Source organism: Mesonia maritima, from assembly GCF_042433895.1.
In the GTDB taxonomy this organism is placed as follows: domain Bacteria; phylum Bacteroidota; class Bacteroidia; order Flavobacteriales; family Flavobacteriaceae; genus Mesonia; species Mesonia maritima.
The window spans coordinates 791185-808140 of the sequence record NZ_JBHLUA010000012.1 but is presented as its reverse complement, the minus strand read 5'-3'; the positions used below and the strand labels follow the sequence as shown (position 1 = coordinate 808140).

At 33.3% G+C, this 16956-nt stretch carries 12 protein-coding genes and 1 tRNA gene; 3 read left to right on the top strand and 10 right to left on the bottom strand.

Translation table 11 applies throughout. The features are described from left to right. Positions 1 to 3: 3 nt before the first annotated feature. On the bottom strand, positions 4 to 2181 hold the full coding sequence (locus ACFFGL_RS10575) for a S9 family peptidase (RefSeq protein WP_309726223.1): 2178 nt from the start codon (positions 2179 to 2181) through the stop codon (positions 4 to 6). A 179-nt stretch (positions 2182 to 2360) separates the two neighbouring features. Between ACFFGL_RS10575 and ACFFGL_RS10570 the strand changes: the two genes are divergently transcribed. Together ACFFGL_RS10570 and ACFFGL_RS10565 are read left to right on the top strand one after the other, a co-directional pair. After that, the gene (locus ACFFGL_RS10570; RefSeq protein ID WP_309726225.1) at positions 2361 to 3665 is read left to right on the top strand and encodes a hydroxymethylglutaryl-CoA reductase, degradative; all 1305 of its coding nucleotides are present in this window, start codon (positions 2361 to 2363) and stop codon (positions 3663 to 3665) included. After that, entirely contained in the window at positions 3658 to 4575 is a 918-nt protein-coding gene (locus tag ACFFGL_RS10565; protein WP_309726227.1) for a GYDIA family GHMP kinase, read from the top strand. The genes ACFFGL_RS10570 and ACFFGL_RS10565 overlap by 8 nt, the downstream gene beginning before the upstream one ends. 65 nt (positions 4576 to 4640) lie before the next feature. Here ACFFGL_RS10565 and ACFFGL_RS10560 read toward each other — a convergent pair whose 3' ends face one another. From ACFFGL_RS10560 to ACFFGL_RS10525, 8 genes are all read right to left on the bottom strand, one after another. After that, entirely contained in the window at positions 4641 to 6761 is a 2121-nt protein-coding gene (locus tag ACFFGL_RS10560; RefSeq protein WP_309726229.1) for a SurA N-terminal domain-containing protein, read from the bottom strand. A 100-nt stretch (positions 6762 to 6861) separates the two neighbouring features. After that, on the bottom strand, positions 6862 to 7716 hold the full coding sequence (locus ACFFGL_RS10555) for a hypothetical protein (RefSeq protein WP_309726231.1): 855 nt from the start codon (positions 7714 to 7716) through the stop codon (positions 6862 to 6864). Between the two features lie 41 nt (positions 7717 to 7757). Next, complete coding sequence (locus ACFFGL_RS10550) at positions 7758 to 9047, bottom strand: hemolysin family protein (protein ID WP_309726233.1); 1290 nt, start codon at positions 9045 to 9047, stop codon at positions 7758 to 7760. Continuing rightward, positions 9047 to 9238: a hypothetical protein gene (locus tag ACFFGL_RS10545; protein ID WP_309726235.1), complete on the bottom strand. Its 192-nt coding sequence runs from the start codon at positions 9236 to 9238 to the stop codon at positions 9047 to 9049. Before ACFFGL_RS10545 ends, ACFFGL_RS10550 begins: the two co-directional genes overlap by 1 nt. Then, positions 9238 to 9804, bottom strand: coding sequence for an LPS export ABC transporter periplasmic protein LptC (gene lptC, locus ACFFGL_RS10540; protein ID WP_309726237.1), 567 nt, complete (start codon positions 9802 to 9804; stop codon positions 9238 to 9240). Before lptC ends, ACFFGL_RS10545 begins: the two co-directional genes overlap by 1 nt. A gap of 3 nt (positions 9805 to 9807) precedes the next feature. Continuing rightward, a complete protein-coding gene (locus tag ACFFGL_RS10535) occupies positions 9808 to 11196 on the bottom strand; it encodes a hypothetical protein (RefSeq protein ID WP_309726238.1) in 1389 nt (462 codons plus the stop codon). Between the two features lie 19 nt (positions 11197 to 11215). Further along, complete coding sequence (locus ACFFGL_RS10530; RefSeq protein ID WP_309726241.1) at positions 11216 to 12454, bottom strand: OmpP1/FadL family transporter; 1239 nt, start codon at positions 12452 to 12454, stop codon at positions 11216 to 11218. Then, positions 12454 to 13182 carry a type III pantothenate kinase gene (locus ACFFGL_RS10525; protein WP_309726243.1) on the bottom strand — a complete coding sequence of 243 codons (729 nt, stop codon included), beginning with the start codon at positions 13180 to 13182 and terminating at the stop codon, positions 12454 to 12456. The genes ACFFGL_RS10530 and ACFFGL_RS10525 overlap by 1 nt, the downstream gene beginning before the upstream one ends. A 101-nt stretch (positions 13183 to 13283) precedes the next feature. On the opposite strand from ACFFGL_RS10525, the gene ACFFGL_RS10520 reads away from it, so the two are divergent. Then, positions 13284 to 13356: transfer RNA gene (locus tag ACFFGL_RS10520), tRNA-Phe, on the top strand. Positions 13357 to 13503: 147 nt separating this feature from the next. On the opposite strand, the gene ACFFGL_RS10515 is transcribed toward ACFFGL_RS10520, so the two are convergent. Next, positions 13504 to 16830: a LamG-like jellyroll fold domain-containing protein gene (locus ACFFGL_RS10515; RefSeq protein WP_309726245.1), complete on the bottom strand. Its 3327-nt coding sequence runs from the start codon at positions 16828 to 16830 to the stop codon at positions 13504 to 13506. Positions 16831 to 16956 lie beyond the last annotated feature (126 nt).

The following is a 16956-nucleotide window of genomic DNA, read 5'->3' as shown; positions in this document are numbered from 1 at the left end:
TTTCTATAAGTTTTCTTTAATGAAGTTGGTCATTTTCGTGTAAAGGTGAAGTCTGGTATTTCCACCATAAATTCCATGATTTTTATCAGGGTAAATTGCCCAATCAAATTGTTTATTCGCTTGAATTAACGCCTCTACCATTTGCATGGTATTTTGTACGTGAACATTATCATCTCCACCGCCATGAATTAGTAAAAAATCACCTTTTAATCCGTTTACGTGTGTAATTGGAGAATTTTCATCATATCCTGTTGGATTTTCTTGGGGTGTTGTCATATAACGCTCAGTATAAATGGTATCATAAAAACGCCAACTCGTAACCGGTGCCACAGCAATTGCCATACTAAAAGTATCATTAGCCTGAAAAATTGCATTAGAAGCCATAAAGCCACCAAAACTCCAGCCCCAAATTCCTATTCTTTCTGAATCTATATAATCTCGATCACCTAATTTTTTAGCGGCGGCCACTTGATCTTCTAACTCATATTTCCCTAATTCTTTCTGCGTAACTTTTTTAAATTCTGAACCTTTAAAACCTGTTCCGCGACCGTCAATACAAGCTATAATGTAACCTTGTTGCGCTAATAATTGATACCAATAATCATTGGTGTTAAAAAATGAATTGGAAACTTCTTGTGATCCCGGTCCTGAATATTGATACATTAAAAGCGGATATTTTTTATTCGGATCGAAATTAGCCGGTTTAATTATCCACATATTCAATTCATTTCCATTGATATTAATGGAAGAAATTTCTTTTTTTGAAAAGTTATAAGGTTCTAATTGCTTTAACAGAGCTGAATTATCTTTAATTTCTCGTACTAATTTTCCGTTTCTAGCGTCGTGCAAAGTAAATTCGTAAGGAGTGGTAGAACTTGTATAAGTATTTATAAAGTAAGTGAAGTCAGCACTAAAGTCTGCACTATTTGTCCCTCGTTTTTGAGTTAATTGCGCTTTATTTTTTCCGTTGGCTCTAATTGAAAATATATCACGATTTATGCTTCCATTTTCGGTACTCTGAAAATAAATTCTACCGGTTTTCGGGTCGAAGCCATAATAATCGGTCACTTCCCATTGACCGCGCGTTACTTGATCTAATAATTTTCCATTTTTATCATAATGATAAATATGATTCCAACCATCTTTTTCACTCGTCCAAATAAAACTATTATCATTTAAAAATGTTAAGTTATCGGTAATATCGATATAAGCTGGATCGGTTTCATTTAAAATTATATTGCTGCTATTTTCTTCAGCATTTACAATAATTAAGTCTAAATTATTTTGATGACGATTTAACGCTTGAACACTCAACAAATTTTCATTATTCGTCCATTTAATTCTAGGCAAATATTCATAATCATTTTTGAAATCAACTTCTGAAGTTTTTTCTGTTTGTAAATTGTAAATATGTAAACTTATCTCAGAGTTTTTTTCACCAGCTTTTGGATATTTAAACACATATTGCGAGGGATATAATTGCTCGCCGTAAGTTCCGTACATATCCATAGAAAATTCAGGGACTTGAGTTTCATCGAAACGTAAATAAGCTATTTTATCTCCGGTTTTATTCCACTCATATGCTTGTACAAAAGCAAATTCTTCTTCGTAAACCCAATCGGTAATCCCGTTTATAATTTTATTAATTTTTCCATCTGTGGTAATTTGCGTTACTTTTCCGCTCGCAATATTTTTGACATAAATATTATTTTCGAATACATAAGCAACTTTTGATGCATCGGGAGAAAACGTAGGTTCTTGAATTTTTTCTTCGGAAACTTGATCTAATTTTCCAGTTTCCAAATTATATACATAATAAATTCCGCGTGTAGATCTACGGTAAATCGATTCCATATCGGTAGAAAGCAATGCTTTACTTTCATCTTCACTTAATTGATAAGCCTGAAAATAAGGCAAACCATCAATATTTTTAGAATTAATAAGTGTTCTTACCTTGTCACCGGTTTTATAACTATAAACATCAACCTTCATCGCTTTTTCACTACGATCGTAATTTTGTACAATATATTCGGTTCCGTTTTTTAGCGATTGTAAAGATTCTAAGCGCTCTTGTCGAAAGGTTCCACTCCAAATTTCTTCTAGTGTAATTTCTTTATTTTGAGCAGTTAAGAGATTAGTAGCTGTTAGAAAAACAGCTAAGGCAATTATTTTAAGTTTCATAAATATTGGAAAATCAAATTTTGAATGTCAAGTTTACTAAAAAATCAGCAAAAAAGCAGTAGCCGAGGTGTTAAATACTAAGATTTTGTTAATCTTTTCTCGATTCACTTCCGCAAATTCTATAGTAAATCAATTCCAGTAATTGTATATTTGTCACCAAACATAAGATTTCATCGAACATGACGCAAATTTCCGGTTTTTCTAAATTCAGCAAAGAAGAAAAAATTAATTGGCTCGCTACTAACTATTTCAGCCATCCGCAAAAAGCTACAGAAACCCTCAAACTTTATTGGAACAAAGATGTAAAATTACAGCGTTTACACGATGAATTTACCGAAAATACGCTTTCGAATTATTATTTACCATTTGGCGTTGCACCCAATTTTTTAATTAATGAAAAAACCTACGCAATCCCAATGGCGATTGAAGAAAGTTCTGTAATTGCCGCGGCAAGCAAAGCTGCTAAATTTTGGCGCGAACGTGGCGGATTTAAAGCTGAAGTTTTAAATACGAAAAAAGTCGGTCAAGTTCATTTCACTTATCCTGGAGAGACTAAAAAATTAAACGAGTTTTTTGAAAAATCGAAAAAACAATTGTTAGCTTCTACCGATGAAATTACCGAAAATATGCGCAAACGCGGCGGTGGAATTTTATCTATTCAACTGCGAGACAAAACCGATTCTTTAGCCAATTATTACCAATTGCATTGCGAGTTTGAAACTTTAGATGCGATGGGCGCAAATTTTATAAATTCTTGCTTAGAACAAATTTCTGAAAGCTTTCAAGATTTAGCTTCAGCACATTTTTCAGAAGAAAATAATCCGGAAGTAATTATGAGTATTCTCTCTAATTATGTTCCCGATTGTTTGGTGCGCGCCGAAGTTTCTTGTCCTGTGAGCGATTTGATGAAAGACGAAAAAGAAGCCAATCAATTTGCTGAAAAGTTTGTGGAAGCAGTTGAAATTGCTAAAATTGAGCCTTACCGAGCTGTTACACATAACAAAGGAATTATGAACGGAGTCGATGCAGTTGTGCTTGCTACCGGAAACGATTTTAGAGCTGTTGAAGCTTGTGTTCACGCGCACGCTTCGCGAAATGGCACTTATAAAAGTTTAACCACAGCTTCGATAGAAAATGGAATTTTTAAATTTTCAATTGAAATTCCACTAGCTTTAGGAACCGTTGGCGGATTAACGAGTTTACATCCATTAGTAAAACTCGCGCTGGAAATGTTAGGAAATCCTTCAGCTAAAGAATTGATGAAAATTACAGCTGTTGCCGGACTTGCACAAAATTTCGCTGCTATTAAATCGCTTGTGACCACGGGAATTCAAGAAGGACATATGAAAATGCACTTAATGAATATTTTAAATCAATTTAATGCTTCTATAGAAGAACGATCGCACGTAATCGAGCATTTTAAATCAAATACTGTTTCTCATAGCGCGGTAGTACGCGTTTTAGAACAACTTCGGAATGGATAAACATTTTTACAGTCCGGGAAAATTATTATTAAGCGGCGAATATTTGGTATTAGACGGCGCAAAAGCCTTGGCGGTTCCCACAAAATTCGGTCAGCATTTAACTATTAGCAAAACTAATTTGTCACATTTTTCTTGGATAAGTAGAACAAATACCGATAAAATTTGGTTTGAAGCGGAATTTAAAATTGAAAATAATTCCATTCAACTAAAAAATCTGGTTACTGGTGAAAAATCGATTGCTGATCGATTATTGAAAATTTTACAGGAAATTGAAAAACTTCAACCTGATTTTCTGCAAAACGGAATTAAACTTGAAACGAAATTAGAATTTCCGCAACATTGGGGTTTGGGTTCATCTTCAACCTTAATTGCAAATCTAGCCGAATGGGCTAAAATTGATCCGTATAAACTACTGAAACAGACTTTTGGGGGAAGTGGTTACGATATTGCTTGCGCGCAACACAAAACGCCTTTACTTTTTGAATTGAAAGATGAAAAGCCGCTGGTAAAAGAAGTAAATTTTTCTCCAGAATTTTCTTCAGAATTATTTTTTGTTCATTTAAACAAAAAGCAAAATAGCCGAGATTCTATTCAACATTATCGAAAACAAAGTTTAACTGATAAAAAAGAATATGTAAAAAAAGTCTCGTTACTTACGGAAGAAATTTTAGCAAGCAAAACCCTATCGGAATTTGAAAATTTATTAAAAACGCACGAACAATTGCTTTCTAAAATTTTAAATACACCAACAATTCAAGAACAACTTTTTACTGATTACAACAGGCAATTAAAAAGTCTTGGCGGTTGGGGCGGCGATTTTATTTTAGCCACCGGCGGAAAGAAAGAACAAACTTATTTTCAAGAAAAAGGCTTTTCAACGATTTTATCTTGGGAAGAAATGGTTTTATAGTTTCAAACTAATCAAAAAAAAGCGACTCCTTTACGAGTCGCTTTTTTTATATGCTATATTATTTTCTAGTAGAATTTTACGCGATTATCTTCGATATCAGCGCTATTTTTTAAGGCTGAAGTTAAACGTTGAACCGCTTTTGCTGAACGTTGTTTTGTTTCCTGTTCTGCAATTCCGCGATAGTTTGGTAAAGGTGTCGCTTCTGTTTTACGAAGCAATTCTACTACATAAACTCCTTTTTTCCCTTCAATTGGTTCGCTTACCGCTCCTTTTTCAAGTGAAAAAGCTGCACCAACTACTTTTGGCTCTCTTGTAGCTCCAGGCAAGGTTGGGTTTTTCATATTTACCGCACTTGCTGTTTGTACTTGTACATTTTGACTCTGAGCAATTTCAGCTAACGAATTTCCTGAGATTTTTTCTTTAAGCATTTTCGCTTTCTTCTCGTTTCTAATAATTGGCGAAACAATTGGAGAAGCTTCTTCAACACTCATTAATCCTTTTTTATTCTTGGCAGTAACTTGCGCTACAACGTAACCAGAAGGAATGTCGAAACGTTTAATGTTTCCAACTTCAGTTTCTTCGTTAAATGCCCATTGCACGATCTGACGTTGATTTCCTACACCAGGAATATTTTCTTGCATGCTTTTTACGCCTTTTACCGGACGTGCTTCAAGATTTTTCTCTTCAGCGATTTTAGTGAAATCTCCATCGTTTGCAGCGATTTCAAATTTAGTAGTTTCAGTATATAAATCGCTTGTAGTTTTTTCTGAAGGTTCGATTTGTTTTGCTAACGTCGCTACTTTTACAGCGCGTTCTTTCTCGGTTACTTCTTCAATTGAAAAAATGTAATAACCCATTTCACTTTCCACTACATCTTTACTTCCTTCTTCGTTGCTAAATAAATAGTTGATTACTTCATTATCTTGGTTGACTTGATTGTACATAATCCAATCTAAATCGCCTCCTTTTTCTTTGGTAGAAGTATCGGCTGAATATTCTTTTGCAAATTCTGCGAATTTATCAGCGTCTTTTTTGATTACAGTTAATAAGCTATCGGCTAATTGTTTTGCTTCTTCTTTTGTTCTGGTAACTTCTTGGTCGACTCCCGCATCTGCGAAAGTGATTAAAATGTCTTTTGCTTTTACAGAATCAGCTACTTGTTTTACGGCAGTTACTTTAGAAACTTTCCAGAATCCGTTTTCTTTATACGGACCAAAAGTTTCCCCTTCATTTAAATTGAAAATTTGTTCTGAATTTTCTTTTGGCAAGTCACTTTTAAAAACAAAACGCTCTTGCGATGGCATATCTGAATTTTCAACTAAAAAGGCTTGCATATCTGATGTGTTTTTGAAGCCTTGCAAGGTGTCGTTCATTTTAGAAACTTCGTTGTAACTAACACGACTATTCATTAATTTGTTTAATTCTTCTTTTGTCGCTTCTTCGTCTTCTACGGAAGCTTTTTCTTCAAAATATACATACTGAATGTCTCTTGATTCTTCAGCTTGGTATTTTTCTTTATGATTCTTAATGTATTCTTTTACTTCACCTTTTGTAACTTCTACATCTTTTATAGAACTGTACGGAAGTAATACATATTTAAGATCGATGGTGTTATTTTCTAATTGGTAAGCCGCTTCACCTTCAGCTAAAGTAGCACCAACACCGGCTTTTACTAAATTATAATAAATATTTGCTTTGGCTTGTTCCGCTATATTTTCTTCAACATTAATCCATTGGCGATACGCTTCTGGAGAAGTAGATTTTAAATTGGCAATATATTCTCGCATTCTGTTAATGTCGAACATTCCGGCTTCATTAGTGAAATTAGGATTTCCGGCAAATTGTTGTCTTAATACAGCATTAATTTGTTCTTGACCTACTTCTAAGCCTAATTCTTCAAATTGCTCGTTTAATAAAGCTTGACGAACGCTGGAATTCCAGACTTGATTTACGGCTTGTGTAGTGGTCATATTTCCACGTGCGTTACGTTGATAGTTTTCAACTTGACGTGCAAAATCTTCGCGCTCAATTTCTTCACCATTTACAGTGGCGATAACATTTTGAGATTTTTGTGAGGAAAAACCGCCACTTCTAATCACATCTGCTAACACGAAAGAGAATAACGCTAACGCGATAATGATAATTAAAAAAACTGAACGTTCTCTAATTTTATTTAATACTGCCATTTTATTTGAATTTATCTAAATATAGTGGGCGAAAATAAGATAAATCCTTAAATTATAAAACTATTTTAAAAGAAAACCGCTTATTAAAAAGCGGTTAGAATTATTGCTCATAAATTAATTGCATTAAAGGCAATGTTTCTAAATCTTGATCTATATCATACATACCCTCATTATAATAATCTTCATGTAACAAGTAGAGGTTTGGATGATTTTTTTTATGATCCATTTTAACTCTTATCCCCCAATCTATCACTTTAAAGCCAAAAGCAATATATTCATATTCTTCTAAGTTTGGTTTAACTTTATCAGACAGATCTACATTCTCCCATTTCCCAAATTTTTTAGGGATTTTATAAATAATACGTTCTGTTAGCAAATTGTTTTTTTTCGGGATAACACTATAGGTATTAAAACCAATTAGTAAAACCTCTATTCGTTTTCCCCCACTAATATTAAATGGAAAACCGTTTTTAAAAGCGAACCGCATCCCTTTAATATTCTTAAAATCATTTATTTGATTATTTTTAAAGGAGATTAAAATTTGGCAATCACAATAAAAACCAAGATTATTAAAAAAAAAAGGTGTTTTATGGGGTCCTATTTGATGTTGTTCTTTTTCTTTTACACTTAATACAACTTCATCAATCGCTAAATCTTGATTTAAATAAATAGTATTATTTGCAAAGTTTTCTTCAGTAAGTTTTATTTCATAAAATGAATAGGACGCTTTAATGGAATCGGCTTTTTTATACAATTGAGAAGGCAGATATATGTCTGCCTTCTTATTACTGTAATAAGTTAAGCTATCGCCTTTTTGATAAAAATTAAATTTTATTTTATAGTTTTTAATGAATTCTTGCTGGGAATTTTTTACGTAAAAAAGTATAGTGTCTTGAGCGAATACAAAAGAACTGGAAATAAATAAAAAAAATGATACTAGAAATAATCTTCTCATAAAAAACAAGTTAACAATTAAAATTGAAGTTTATAGAAAACTTAATCTTCTTCGACAACTTCAATTTGCACCAATTCAATTTTGGTGTTGGAAACTTCTAGAATTTCAATCTTAAAACCGTTAATGTGAACTTGACCGCCTTGTTCGGGAATTTCTTCGGTATGATGCATAATTAAACCTCCAAGCGTTTCGTAGTTTTCTTCTTCAGGAAGGTTTAATTTATAATTTTCATTAATATAATCTACTTCCACTCGACCGGAAAAACGGTATTTTCCTGGGCTTATTTCTTCTTCAATTAATACAATCGGGTCGTGTTCGTCTTCAATTTCACCAAATAATTCTTCTACGATATCTTCTACGGTCATCATTCCGCTGGTTCCACCGTATTCGTCGATTACCACTGCGATACTTTTTCGCTTTTTGGTAAGCAAATTCAGCACATCTTTAATGAGCATGGTTTCGGGAACATAAACCACCGGAAGCATAATCGATTTAATAGTTTTCGGATTTCTGAATAAATCGAATGAATGTACATAACCAATAATATCGTCGTTGGTTTCTTTATAAACCAGAATTTTTGAAAGTCCGGTTTCGGTAAATAAATGCACTAAATTTTTTGGTGATTCTGAACTATCGACCGCAATAATTTCGGTTCTAGGAATCATGACTTCACGCGATTTCACTTCAGAAAAATCTAATGCGTTTTTAAAAATTTGTATTTCAGAATCGATGTCTTCGTGTTCTTCTACCGTTTCCATTTGTTCGGTAATGTAATTTCCTAATTCAACTTTACTAAAAGCGAGTTGAACTTCGTCTCCTTCGGTTTTAAAAAATACTTTGAGTACTAAATCTGAAATCCAGATAATAAATGCGGAAATAAAACTGAAAAGTAAATAGAAAATATAGGCCGGAACGGCAAAAGCTTTCAGTAAAGAGTTGGCATAAATCTGAAAAAAAACTTTTGGGAGAAATTCTGCCGTTAGTAAAATAATAAGCGTAGAAATTAAGGTTTGGGTAAGAATTAACCCATCGGTAACCCAATAATTAATAAAACTATTGTCGATGGAACCCATTCCGGTAAGCCAATTTACCAACAAATCGCCCATAAAAAACCCGTAAATAACAAGTGCAATATTGTTACCTACAAGCATTGTGGCAATAAATTTAGAAGGTTTTCGGGTAAGTTTATCTAAAATTTTAGCAAGAAAATCGCCTTGCTTTTTTTCAATTTCAATGTGGATTTTATTGGAAGATACGTAAGCGATTTCCATCCCGGAGAAAAACGCTGACAAGATAAGAGAACAAATGATAATAATTATATCAACCTCCATTATTCCTGATTATTTTGCTCCATCTTTTTCCTAAACCGTCGTTTAAAGAAAAACATAAAAATAGCAACCGCTACAAATGCCATAAAAATATAAGCTCTTCCTTGCGATTCGTCCCAAATTCTATAAGCTTCTACTGCAAAAAAAGCAGCGACTACAAGATATGCGTATTCAAAAATTTTAAAAACTTTCATTATTTTTCACTTTCATCGATGTATTGAATACCTACGTTTGATCTTGAAATAAATTTATCAAATTTTTCATTAGCATCAAAACCTTCGCCTTTATTTAAAGCGCCGTTATTCAATTTAATATTATAGTTTATGTCTGAAAAAACCCAATTTTCATTTTGATCCCAATACAATTGGTCTGCGTTTAAAACCGTACTATCGCTAGTTGTAATTTTTACATTCCCTTGTAAATCTATTAAACCGGTAGTTGAATATACAATTCCATAATCTGCTACGATGGTACTTTTCTGATTTTTTTCGTTGAAGAAATCTACCTCTAATCCGTCGGGGAATTCGCGATAAGGAAATTTTTTATGTGTATAATCTAATAATCTTGGACTTCGTAAATTTGCTTTTACCGCGCCACTATCAGTATAAAAAAGATTAATACCTTCTCCGCTAGTTTGCGGTTTTTCGAAACCTTTTTCCCATTTTCTAACGGTGTTTAAACGATCTTGGCATGAAAAAAGCATTGTTGTTAGCAATAAAACAACAATGCTTTTTAAAATATGTTGATATGTGTTATTCATAAATTATAACGAAGGTACGCGAACGCTTTCACCTATCCAACAACCAATATTAATTGTTGAACCAACCTCTACATCTTCTTGGAAAATATCGGTTTTTTGTGGAGCTCTTCCCATATAACTATTTACAGCAGCATCTGCTGAAGACTGAATTGATGGATCTACTCTTCCTGCTCTACGTGCATATTCTGCCGCTAACCAATATACGGCTCTCTTATTGAAAACATTATCTCCACAATCGTTAGCGCTTTTTGCATACATATCTGCAATTTGCAAATAGGCGCTTCCTTTAGAAGGTTGACTGCTTAAAGCTTTTCTATAAAAACTTCTCGCAGTTGAATAACTTCCTTTTCTCTTGTAATTATTCGCGATCATATTGTAAACTCTCGCTTTGTCGATTGGATTTTCTTCTAAATCTGCCGATTGATTGTAATATTCTAAGGCTTTAGAATAGTTGTTATCTTTTTCAGCAAGCTGACCTAAATATAAAGCTGATTTTGCTGAAGGTTGTTTTTGGTGCAACGCTTCTACTAACTTAAAGAATAATGGATCTTCTGTACAATCTTTAGCTGAAAGTCTACCAGCGGCTCTTTTTAACCATTCAACGTTTTCTTTGTTTTCTTCAAACTCACCGTTATAGAGTGGAATTAAATTTTCGCAATCTGCACGTTGTCCTAACAATCCGTTAATTCCGGCTTTAATTTTACTGAAATTGGTTAAGTAAATTTCAGAGTTTTTCAAAATGCGTTCTTCATCTGAATTTAATTTATCACCATCTTCTTGTTTTTTGATTAATGGTGCAGCTTCTTCGGCACGACGAATCTCTTCTTCTTCAATTTTTTCGATTAATTCATCATACTTCATAAATACCACTTGAAGATCTTTTTTCCCAGCATCTTGAAGATCGATCAACACATTAAAATAGGTATATAAAGCTCGCGGACTGTTAAAGGATTTTTTATCGGCTTCCCACGCTTTTTCAAAAGCATCATATTGCTCTTCCTTATCGCCAAGATTGTTATCGTATTTTACTTGAGCGATATCTGCATAAACTCCTCCTTTTGGAGTTTTTGTAGGAAAATTTTCTAATCGTTTTTGGTAATTTTCTATTAATGCTTGTGCGTATTCTTTCTGCTTTTCAGTATTTCCAGCTTCTTCAGCATCTTCAATAAAGCTTTTTAGCATACGCTCTCCATATTGGTAGATTACAATATTAGAGTCCTCACAATTTTCAATAAGTTTATTATAGTAAGGTTGAGCAGATTTATAATCTTTTATTTTCGCACTTTGAGAAAACAAAGCAAGATTTCTCCCACAATCTGCCTCTTGAGCATTACTCAAATTTGTGCTGAAAAAAGCTCCAATAAGCGCTATTAATAAAAAGTTAGTTTTCATAGTTGATTTTATAAATAAATTAGTTAAACTTTCTTTCTTGAAACCATTTATCGTTAAATGATAAACTGATAAAAATATTTAGGAAGTCTTCTTGCACTAATCCTGCTGAAGTTGTACCTCTTTGTCCGTACTCTACACCAACATTGACATTGCTTAACAATCTTCCCGCCGGTAATCCAGCTCCAAAAGATATGCCAAACTCATTTATCTCTTCATTATTGAGGACAATCCCCGTCTCTTGATAGCGCATTCCTGCTCGAAAAGTAATGCGATTAAAATAACTTGTAATATCGTTATAATCGTTTACATAATAACCACCAAGTCGATAGGTTGCAGCATTTTCAAACGTAACATTATCCAGCGTAAACGAACGATTTGAATAATCGCTAGCCGTAATTTGCTGATATTCTAAACCAGCAAACCAATGTCTTTTTTCACCGATACCGGCTCCAACTCTTAATTGAGAAGGCAAGGTTAAATCGGTAGTAGGAATGTCTATATCTTTTATATTTATTTCTTCTTCAATTCCATTGTTATATCTTACAGAAGAAAGTATTCGTTTATTTTCTGAAGTTAGATTTGCCGATGGGCGATAACTAGCTGAAGAGGTTAATTGAAGTTTTTCTGAAATGGGTTGCTCATATTGCGCTCCTAAATTAAAGGTAAATCCACTTAAATCGGAGCGGTTATCTTCTCTTGTTCCGTATTGAATTCCTTGCTGAAAAAAGAGATTTTTATTTTGAATATTTCCGAAGTTATAGCTTCCTTCAATTCCGACTCTAAAATTATCGGTTACGCGATAACCTGCTGAAAGAAATAATTTATTCACGCCACCTCTACCTGAATATTCGCTATAAGTAGTTGTGGTTTCTTCACTTAACTTATAACCAACAGAAGTATAAGGAATAATCCCTAAACCAAAACCTAATCTTCCTGTAGGAATTCCGATAGCTAAGTAATCTAAGGATGTATTGGTAATGTCATCACTTGAAGTGCTATTTTCAATTGAAGTTCTATTGTGCGTTGCTCCTAACGTATAGGTGGTTAATTGCAATGCTCCATAACCAGCAGGATTTTGCAGGTTTACGTGAATACTGTCTGAAAGGATACTTAAACCTCCCATCATTCTATTTTCTGCGGTTCCTTTAAATTTGGGCAAACCAATTCCGAAATAAGAATAGGGTGAGGAAATAATTTCTTGCGCGTTTCCAACAACTGAACACAATAGAACAGCTATTACTACTAGTTTTTTAATCATCAAATTTTATTAAATTCTAAAATCGTATTCAATCCTTTTAACAGAAAATTTTCGGGGGCAAATATGCTATTTTTTAAACTCTTAGACAACAATTCGCTGTCACCACCGGTCAAAATTACTGTTAAATCTTTATAATCTTGCTTGTAAAGATCAATAAAACCATCTATTTCTAGCGGAACTCCTTTCAAGACTCCTATTTTCATGTTTTGCCTTGTAGTCTTGCCGGTTAATTCTGTTTCATTTTCATCAGTTGTCTTAATTAACGGGAGTTTTGCGGTAAAATTATGCATTGCTTTAAATCGCATTTCTATTCCCGGGGAAATCGCTCCGCCGTGATATTTATTATTTTCTAAAAAATCATAGGTTATGCAAGTGCCTGCATCTATAATTAATATATTTTTATTTGGAAAAAGTTTTACCGCAGCGGCTGCCAATGCTAGTCGGTCTTTTCCTAGCGTTTCTGGTGTTTCATATAAATTTAAAAAAGGAAAAGAAAGTGTATGATCTAATATTATTAAATTGATATTTTTTCTTAAAAATGCTAATTCGTCTGCTGGAATAGTTTTTACACTCGAAATAATTCCGTGCTCAATTTTATGTGTTTTTAAAATTTCTTGAATTTTTTCCATCAATTTTTCATCTTCAAAAACGGCACGACTAACAATTTCATCTTTCTGAAAAACAGCAAGTTTAATAAAAGTATTTCCGATATCGATAACTAAATTCATTGTTAGAATTATTTATTTCAGCATACAAATAACGCATTTTTTTTATTTTTGTTTGTGCAATTGTAAAAATGAATATATATTTGCAACCGCTTTATAGCACTGGTGCCTTAGCTCAGTTGGTAGAGCAAAGGACTGAAAATCCTTGTGTCCCTGGTTCGATTCCTGGAGGCACCACCGCAAAACCTCGATCTTACGATCGGGGTTTTTTGTTTTCAGAAAGACTTCGTTAATTTTTTACTGTTGCATTTTTGAAGCCAAAAACCGAATAATAAAAAAAGGCAGGAAATATTTCCTGCCTTTTTATTAGAGTTTGAAAAATTATTAATTAGAACGAATCACTTTAAAAATTTTCATTCTATCCTCTTGTTTTACCTTTATGATGAGTAAACTGTTATTGGATAAAGCAGCTGATAAATCTATGCTTACCTGAGTGTCGTTTTTGGTAGTTGATTTAATATTATATTTTCTACCCAGTACATCGTAAACTTCAAAAGAAATATTTTTTGAATTATCTAGTCCTTGAATTGTAACGTTTCCAGAAGTTGGATTAGGAAAAAGTTTTACTGAATTTAATTGTTTCAATTCAGTAGAAAGAGAAGTATCTCCCCAAGCTAAATAATAAAAACCTTCTTCAACATCTATATTATTAAAAGAAACTTCGTTTCCGTTTAATGTTCCTTGGGCTGCAATTTCAAAATCGTCTGTAAGATTCTCCCTTTTTAATAAATAAAAATCTTGATAATTTGCGAGAATTGTAGCATAATCAGTTAAAGCGTCTTCTAAATTTATTTTAAAAGATGCAAATGGAAGATTTAGCGGACTCATTTGCCAACCGCCTTTTAAGTAATTAAAATCGGTATAATCTCCAGGAACTAAATCTGTTTCAGTATTCGCGTTTTTACCAATAACTAAATTATTTATGTAACTTGAAATTGCGTTCGTAGGTGCTAAACCGTTATTTTCTACTGTATTATTTTTACTCCACTGCCCGATGACTTTAGTTTTAAAATCATCTTCAAGCTCACAAACCGGAGAAGTTGCCGCTATTAAACTTCCACCGTCTAACGTAATATCATAGGTTTCAGTTCCTTTGCTGAATAAAATTGAAGTATCTACGGTTGAAATTTCAAAGTCATAATAGAGCGCTAAATCTGCTTCGGTTCCCGTAAGTGGATAATGCATATTTTCTTGAATTTCTGCTGGAGTTAACGCGCGTTTCCAGATTCTTAATTCATCGATTTCAGCATTTACATCACTTCCGTAAGAAGGACTATCGCCAATCCCTAAGCCCCAAGGATTTGGAACATATTGCTCGAATGAATTTTCTGCGACAAATTCTCCGTTTAAATAATACTTTATGAAGCCGTTTTTAGTTGCTGTAACCGTAACGTGATTCCATTCGCCTATATTCCATACATCACCTTGGTTTGAAATCGCATTCCAATTAGAAGTATTTGTTCCTGCAACGATGTTTAATTTATTGCTATCGGGAAACTCAAAAGATAAACCGGTAGTGTTATTATTAATTCGACCGTTACTTGCTAAAATTTTATAGTTATTGCCAGGATCTGCATTTAATTTCGCCCAAAATTGAATTGTAAAGTCTTCAGCTAAAATTGGGTTCAACATTGTTCCTTCAATTGCCATATTTTGACTTCCCGGCATTTTTAATACTTCTCCTCTTGAAGAAACAACCTCAGCTTCCTGCAAGATTTCTTCATCAGAAATTAGTCGCGCATATAGATTTACATTATCTAAAAGTCCGTCAAGATTATCTCCTATTTTTATAGCATCTAAAGATTCTTCTGAAGAAGCTACATCATTCCAACTTTCAATTAAAAATCCGTTATAATAAAGTGATAAAACGCGCTTTACATTATCATATTTCCAAACGATGAAAGACCATTTATTTGGCGAAAACTGAAATTCACTCACTTTAAATTCTTGCGTGCTATGATTTAAGTAATAAAAATAACCCAAGTCTGAAACTCCTAATGAAAATCCTTTATTATTCTCTTCATTAGATAAAAAAGTGATGTTTTGGTTAAGACTTTCCGGTTTTACCCAATAGGTTAATGAAAATGATTTATCATGTAGTTTCAAACTTTGTGCTGAAGGAATCTCTAAACTTGTATTACTTGAAAAACGGATAGCTGAATTTGCCTCTCCATTTCTATCTTCTTCTAATGTAAAATTACTGGCATTTACGGTATGATTATAAAGTGAAGTATCTTCAACTGAATTATCTATCGGTAAAGCTAAATTATGCGCATCAGAATTTTGGCTGGTTAACATGTCTTGATGAATAATTTCTTCAAAATAAGGATTCCCGTCTAATCCAACATATTCTACTTTCATTCTACGATCGTCTTCATCTCCATAAACATTTACACGAAGATAGGTTTGTTTTACACCGGTAAGAATGTGGCTGGTTCCGTAATTAATATTGTAATTTCCGTTACCCACATCTGAATTTAAATTTCCGGAAAGCACATCGATTAATGGATAATTTACATCACCGTCGCGAACCATAAATTTTTGTTCGTGAATATCTGCACTAAAAGAAATTACGCCATTAATATTATTTTGTTTGATGTAATCTATCAATTCATCTGCTTGAGAGGTGTTACAGAAATTTCTTCCGCCGCAATTATTTTCAAACGAAGGAGTTCCGTTAATTAAAACTTTAAAATTTGCGGTAGAATTCGCTAATTCATTTTTCAACCAAGCTAATTGATCGGGTCCTAAATGTTGTTGTGTTCCATCTCTATAACTACGGTTATCTAATAAGAAAAATTCAACATCTTTATATTTGTATGAAGAATACAAACCTTGTCCTTCTGGCGTACTTTTATATTCCGGATTTGGCCACCAATCCATAAAAATATCACGCATCTCATCAATTGTAGGCATATTTTTATCGAATTCATTCGGACCTAAATCGTGGTTGTCTGTAATTGCTAATTGCGGCATGGCAACGGTTAAACTGTCATGATAATTTCTTTGAAAAACGTAACGACTAAAAGCATTGTCTTTATTTGCCCAGTCATCTTCTCCGTTTGGACATTGACCCATCGCGTGCTGAAGACCTAATAAATAAGTAGCGTCTCCTAACCAAATCATCATATCGCTTCCTTCTTCTGCCATTTTATTAAACATTGTTGGGCTCCCGTTAAAATGAAATGTGGATTCCGGCTGATCTATACATCTGCTTAAATCGTAAATTCTTCCGCAGCCACCTGATAAAAATTCAAAATCATCGATTGTATTTTGAGCATTTTTTATAGAAGTCACCCTATCATTTACAGGCGAATTATCGGCAAGTAATTTTGCGGTATACGTATCGCCTTGGGTTAAACCGGTAAATTCATACGATCTCAAGTTATACCCTAAACGCGTATCGCTGTTATAAACCGTACCGCTAATTTCTGTTGCGGGGGAGTTATCATTTGTGAATGAAAGTTCTAAAGAATTGTTGGTATTGGTATTGCTTTTTGTAAGTACCCAAACGCGTACAGAATTATTATAAACAGGGCTAAACATCGGTCCGTAGACTATAGAATCTCCGGGAATAGTAGTTTGTGAGTACAATGATAAACTTCCGTAAAGCGAAATCATTATACTTAAGAAAAATAACTTTGTTTTCATAGGTGCAATTATTAGTGGTTTTTGAAATATTTTTTGCAAAAATAATTGCGATATGCAGTAGAATTGAATTTGGCTATTTAAGCTTTAATTACGAAAAGGTTACTTAGTTTACCCTATGCTTAACTT

Excerpts from the sequence above, each read along its gene's own strand:
- lptC (WP_309726237.1), bottom strand. The coding sequence starts at position 9,804 with ATGAATAACACATATCAACATATTTTAAAAAGCATTGTTGTTTTATTG.
- ACFFGL_RS10515 (WP_309726245.1), bottom strand. The coding sequence starts at position 16,830 with ATGAAAACAAAGTTATTTTTCTTAAGTATAATGATTTCGCTTTACGGA.
- ACFFGL_RS10575 (WP_309726223.1), bottom strand. The coding sequence starts at position 2,181 with ATGAAACTTAAAATAATTGCCTTAGCTGTTTTTCTAACAGCTACTAAT.
- ACFFGL_RS10555 (WP_309726231.1), bottom strand. The coding sequence starts at position 7,716 with ATGAGAAGATTATTTCTAGTATCATTTTTTTTATTTATTTCCAGTTCT.
- ACFFGL_RS10550 (WP_309726233.1), bottom strand. The coding sequence starts at position 9,047 with ATGGAGGTTGATATAATTATTATCATTTGTTCTCTTATCTTGTCAGCG.
- ACFFGL_RS10535 (WP_309726238.1), bottom strand. The coding sequence starts at position 11,196 with ATGAAAACTAACTTTTTATTAATAGCGCTTATTGGAGCTTTTTTCAGC.
- ACFFGL_RS10545 (WP_309726235.1), bottom strand. The coding sequence starts at position 9,238 with ATGAAAGTTTTTAAAATTTTTGAATACGCATATCTTGTAGTCGCTGCT.
- ACFFGL_RS10560 (WP_309726229.1), bottom strand. The coding sequence starts at position 6,761 with ATGGCAGTATTAAATAAAATTAGAGAACGTTCAGTTTTTTTAATTATC.
- ACFFGL_RS10565 (WP_309726227.1), top strand. The coding sequence starts at position 3,658 with ATGGATAAACATTTTTACAGTCCGGGAAAATTATTATTAAGCGGCGAA.
- ACFFGL_RS10525 (WP_309726243.1), bottom strand. The coding sequence starts at position 13,182 with ATGAATTTAGTTATCGATATCGGAAATACTTTTATTAAACTTGCTGTT.
- ACFFGL_RS10530 (WP_309726241.1), bottom strand. The coding sequence starts at position 12,454 with ATGATTAAAAAACTAGTAGTAATAGCTGTTCTATTGTGTTCAGTTGTT.
- ACFFGL_RS10570 (WP_309726225.1), top strand. The coding sequence starts at position 2,361 with ATGACGCAAATTTCCGGTTTTTCTAAATTCAGCAAAGAAGAAAAAATT.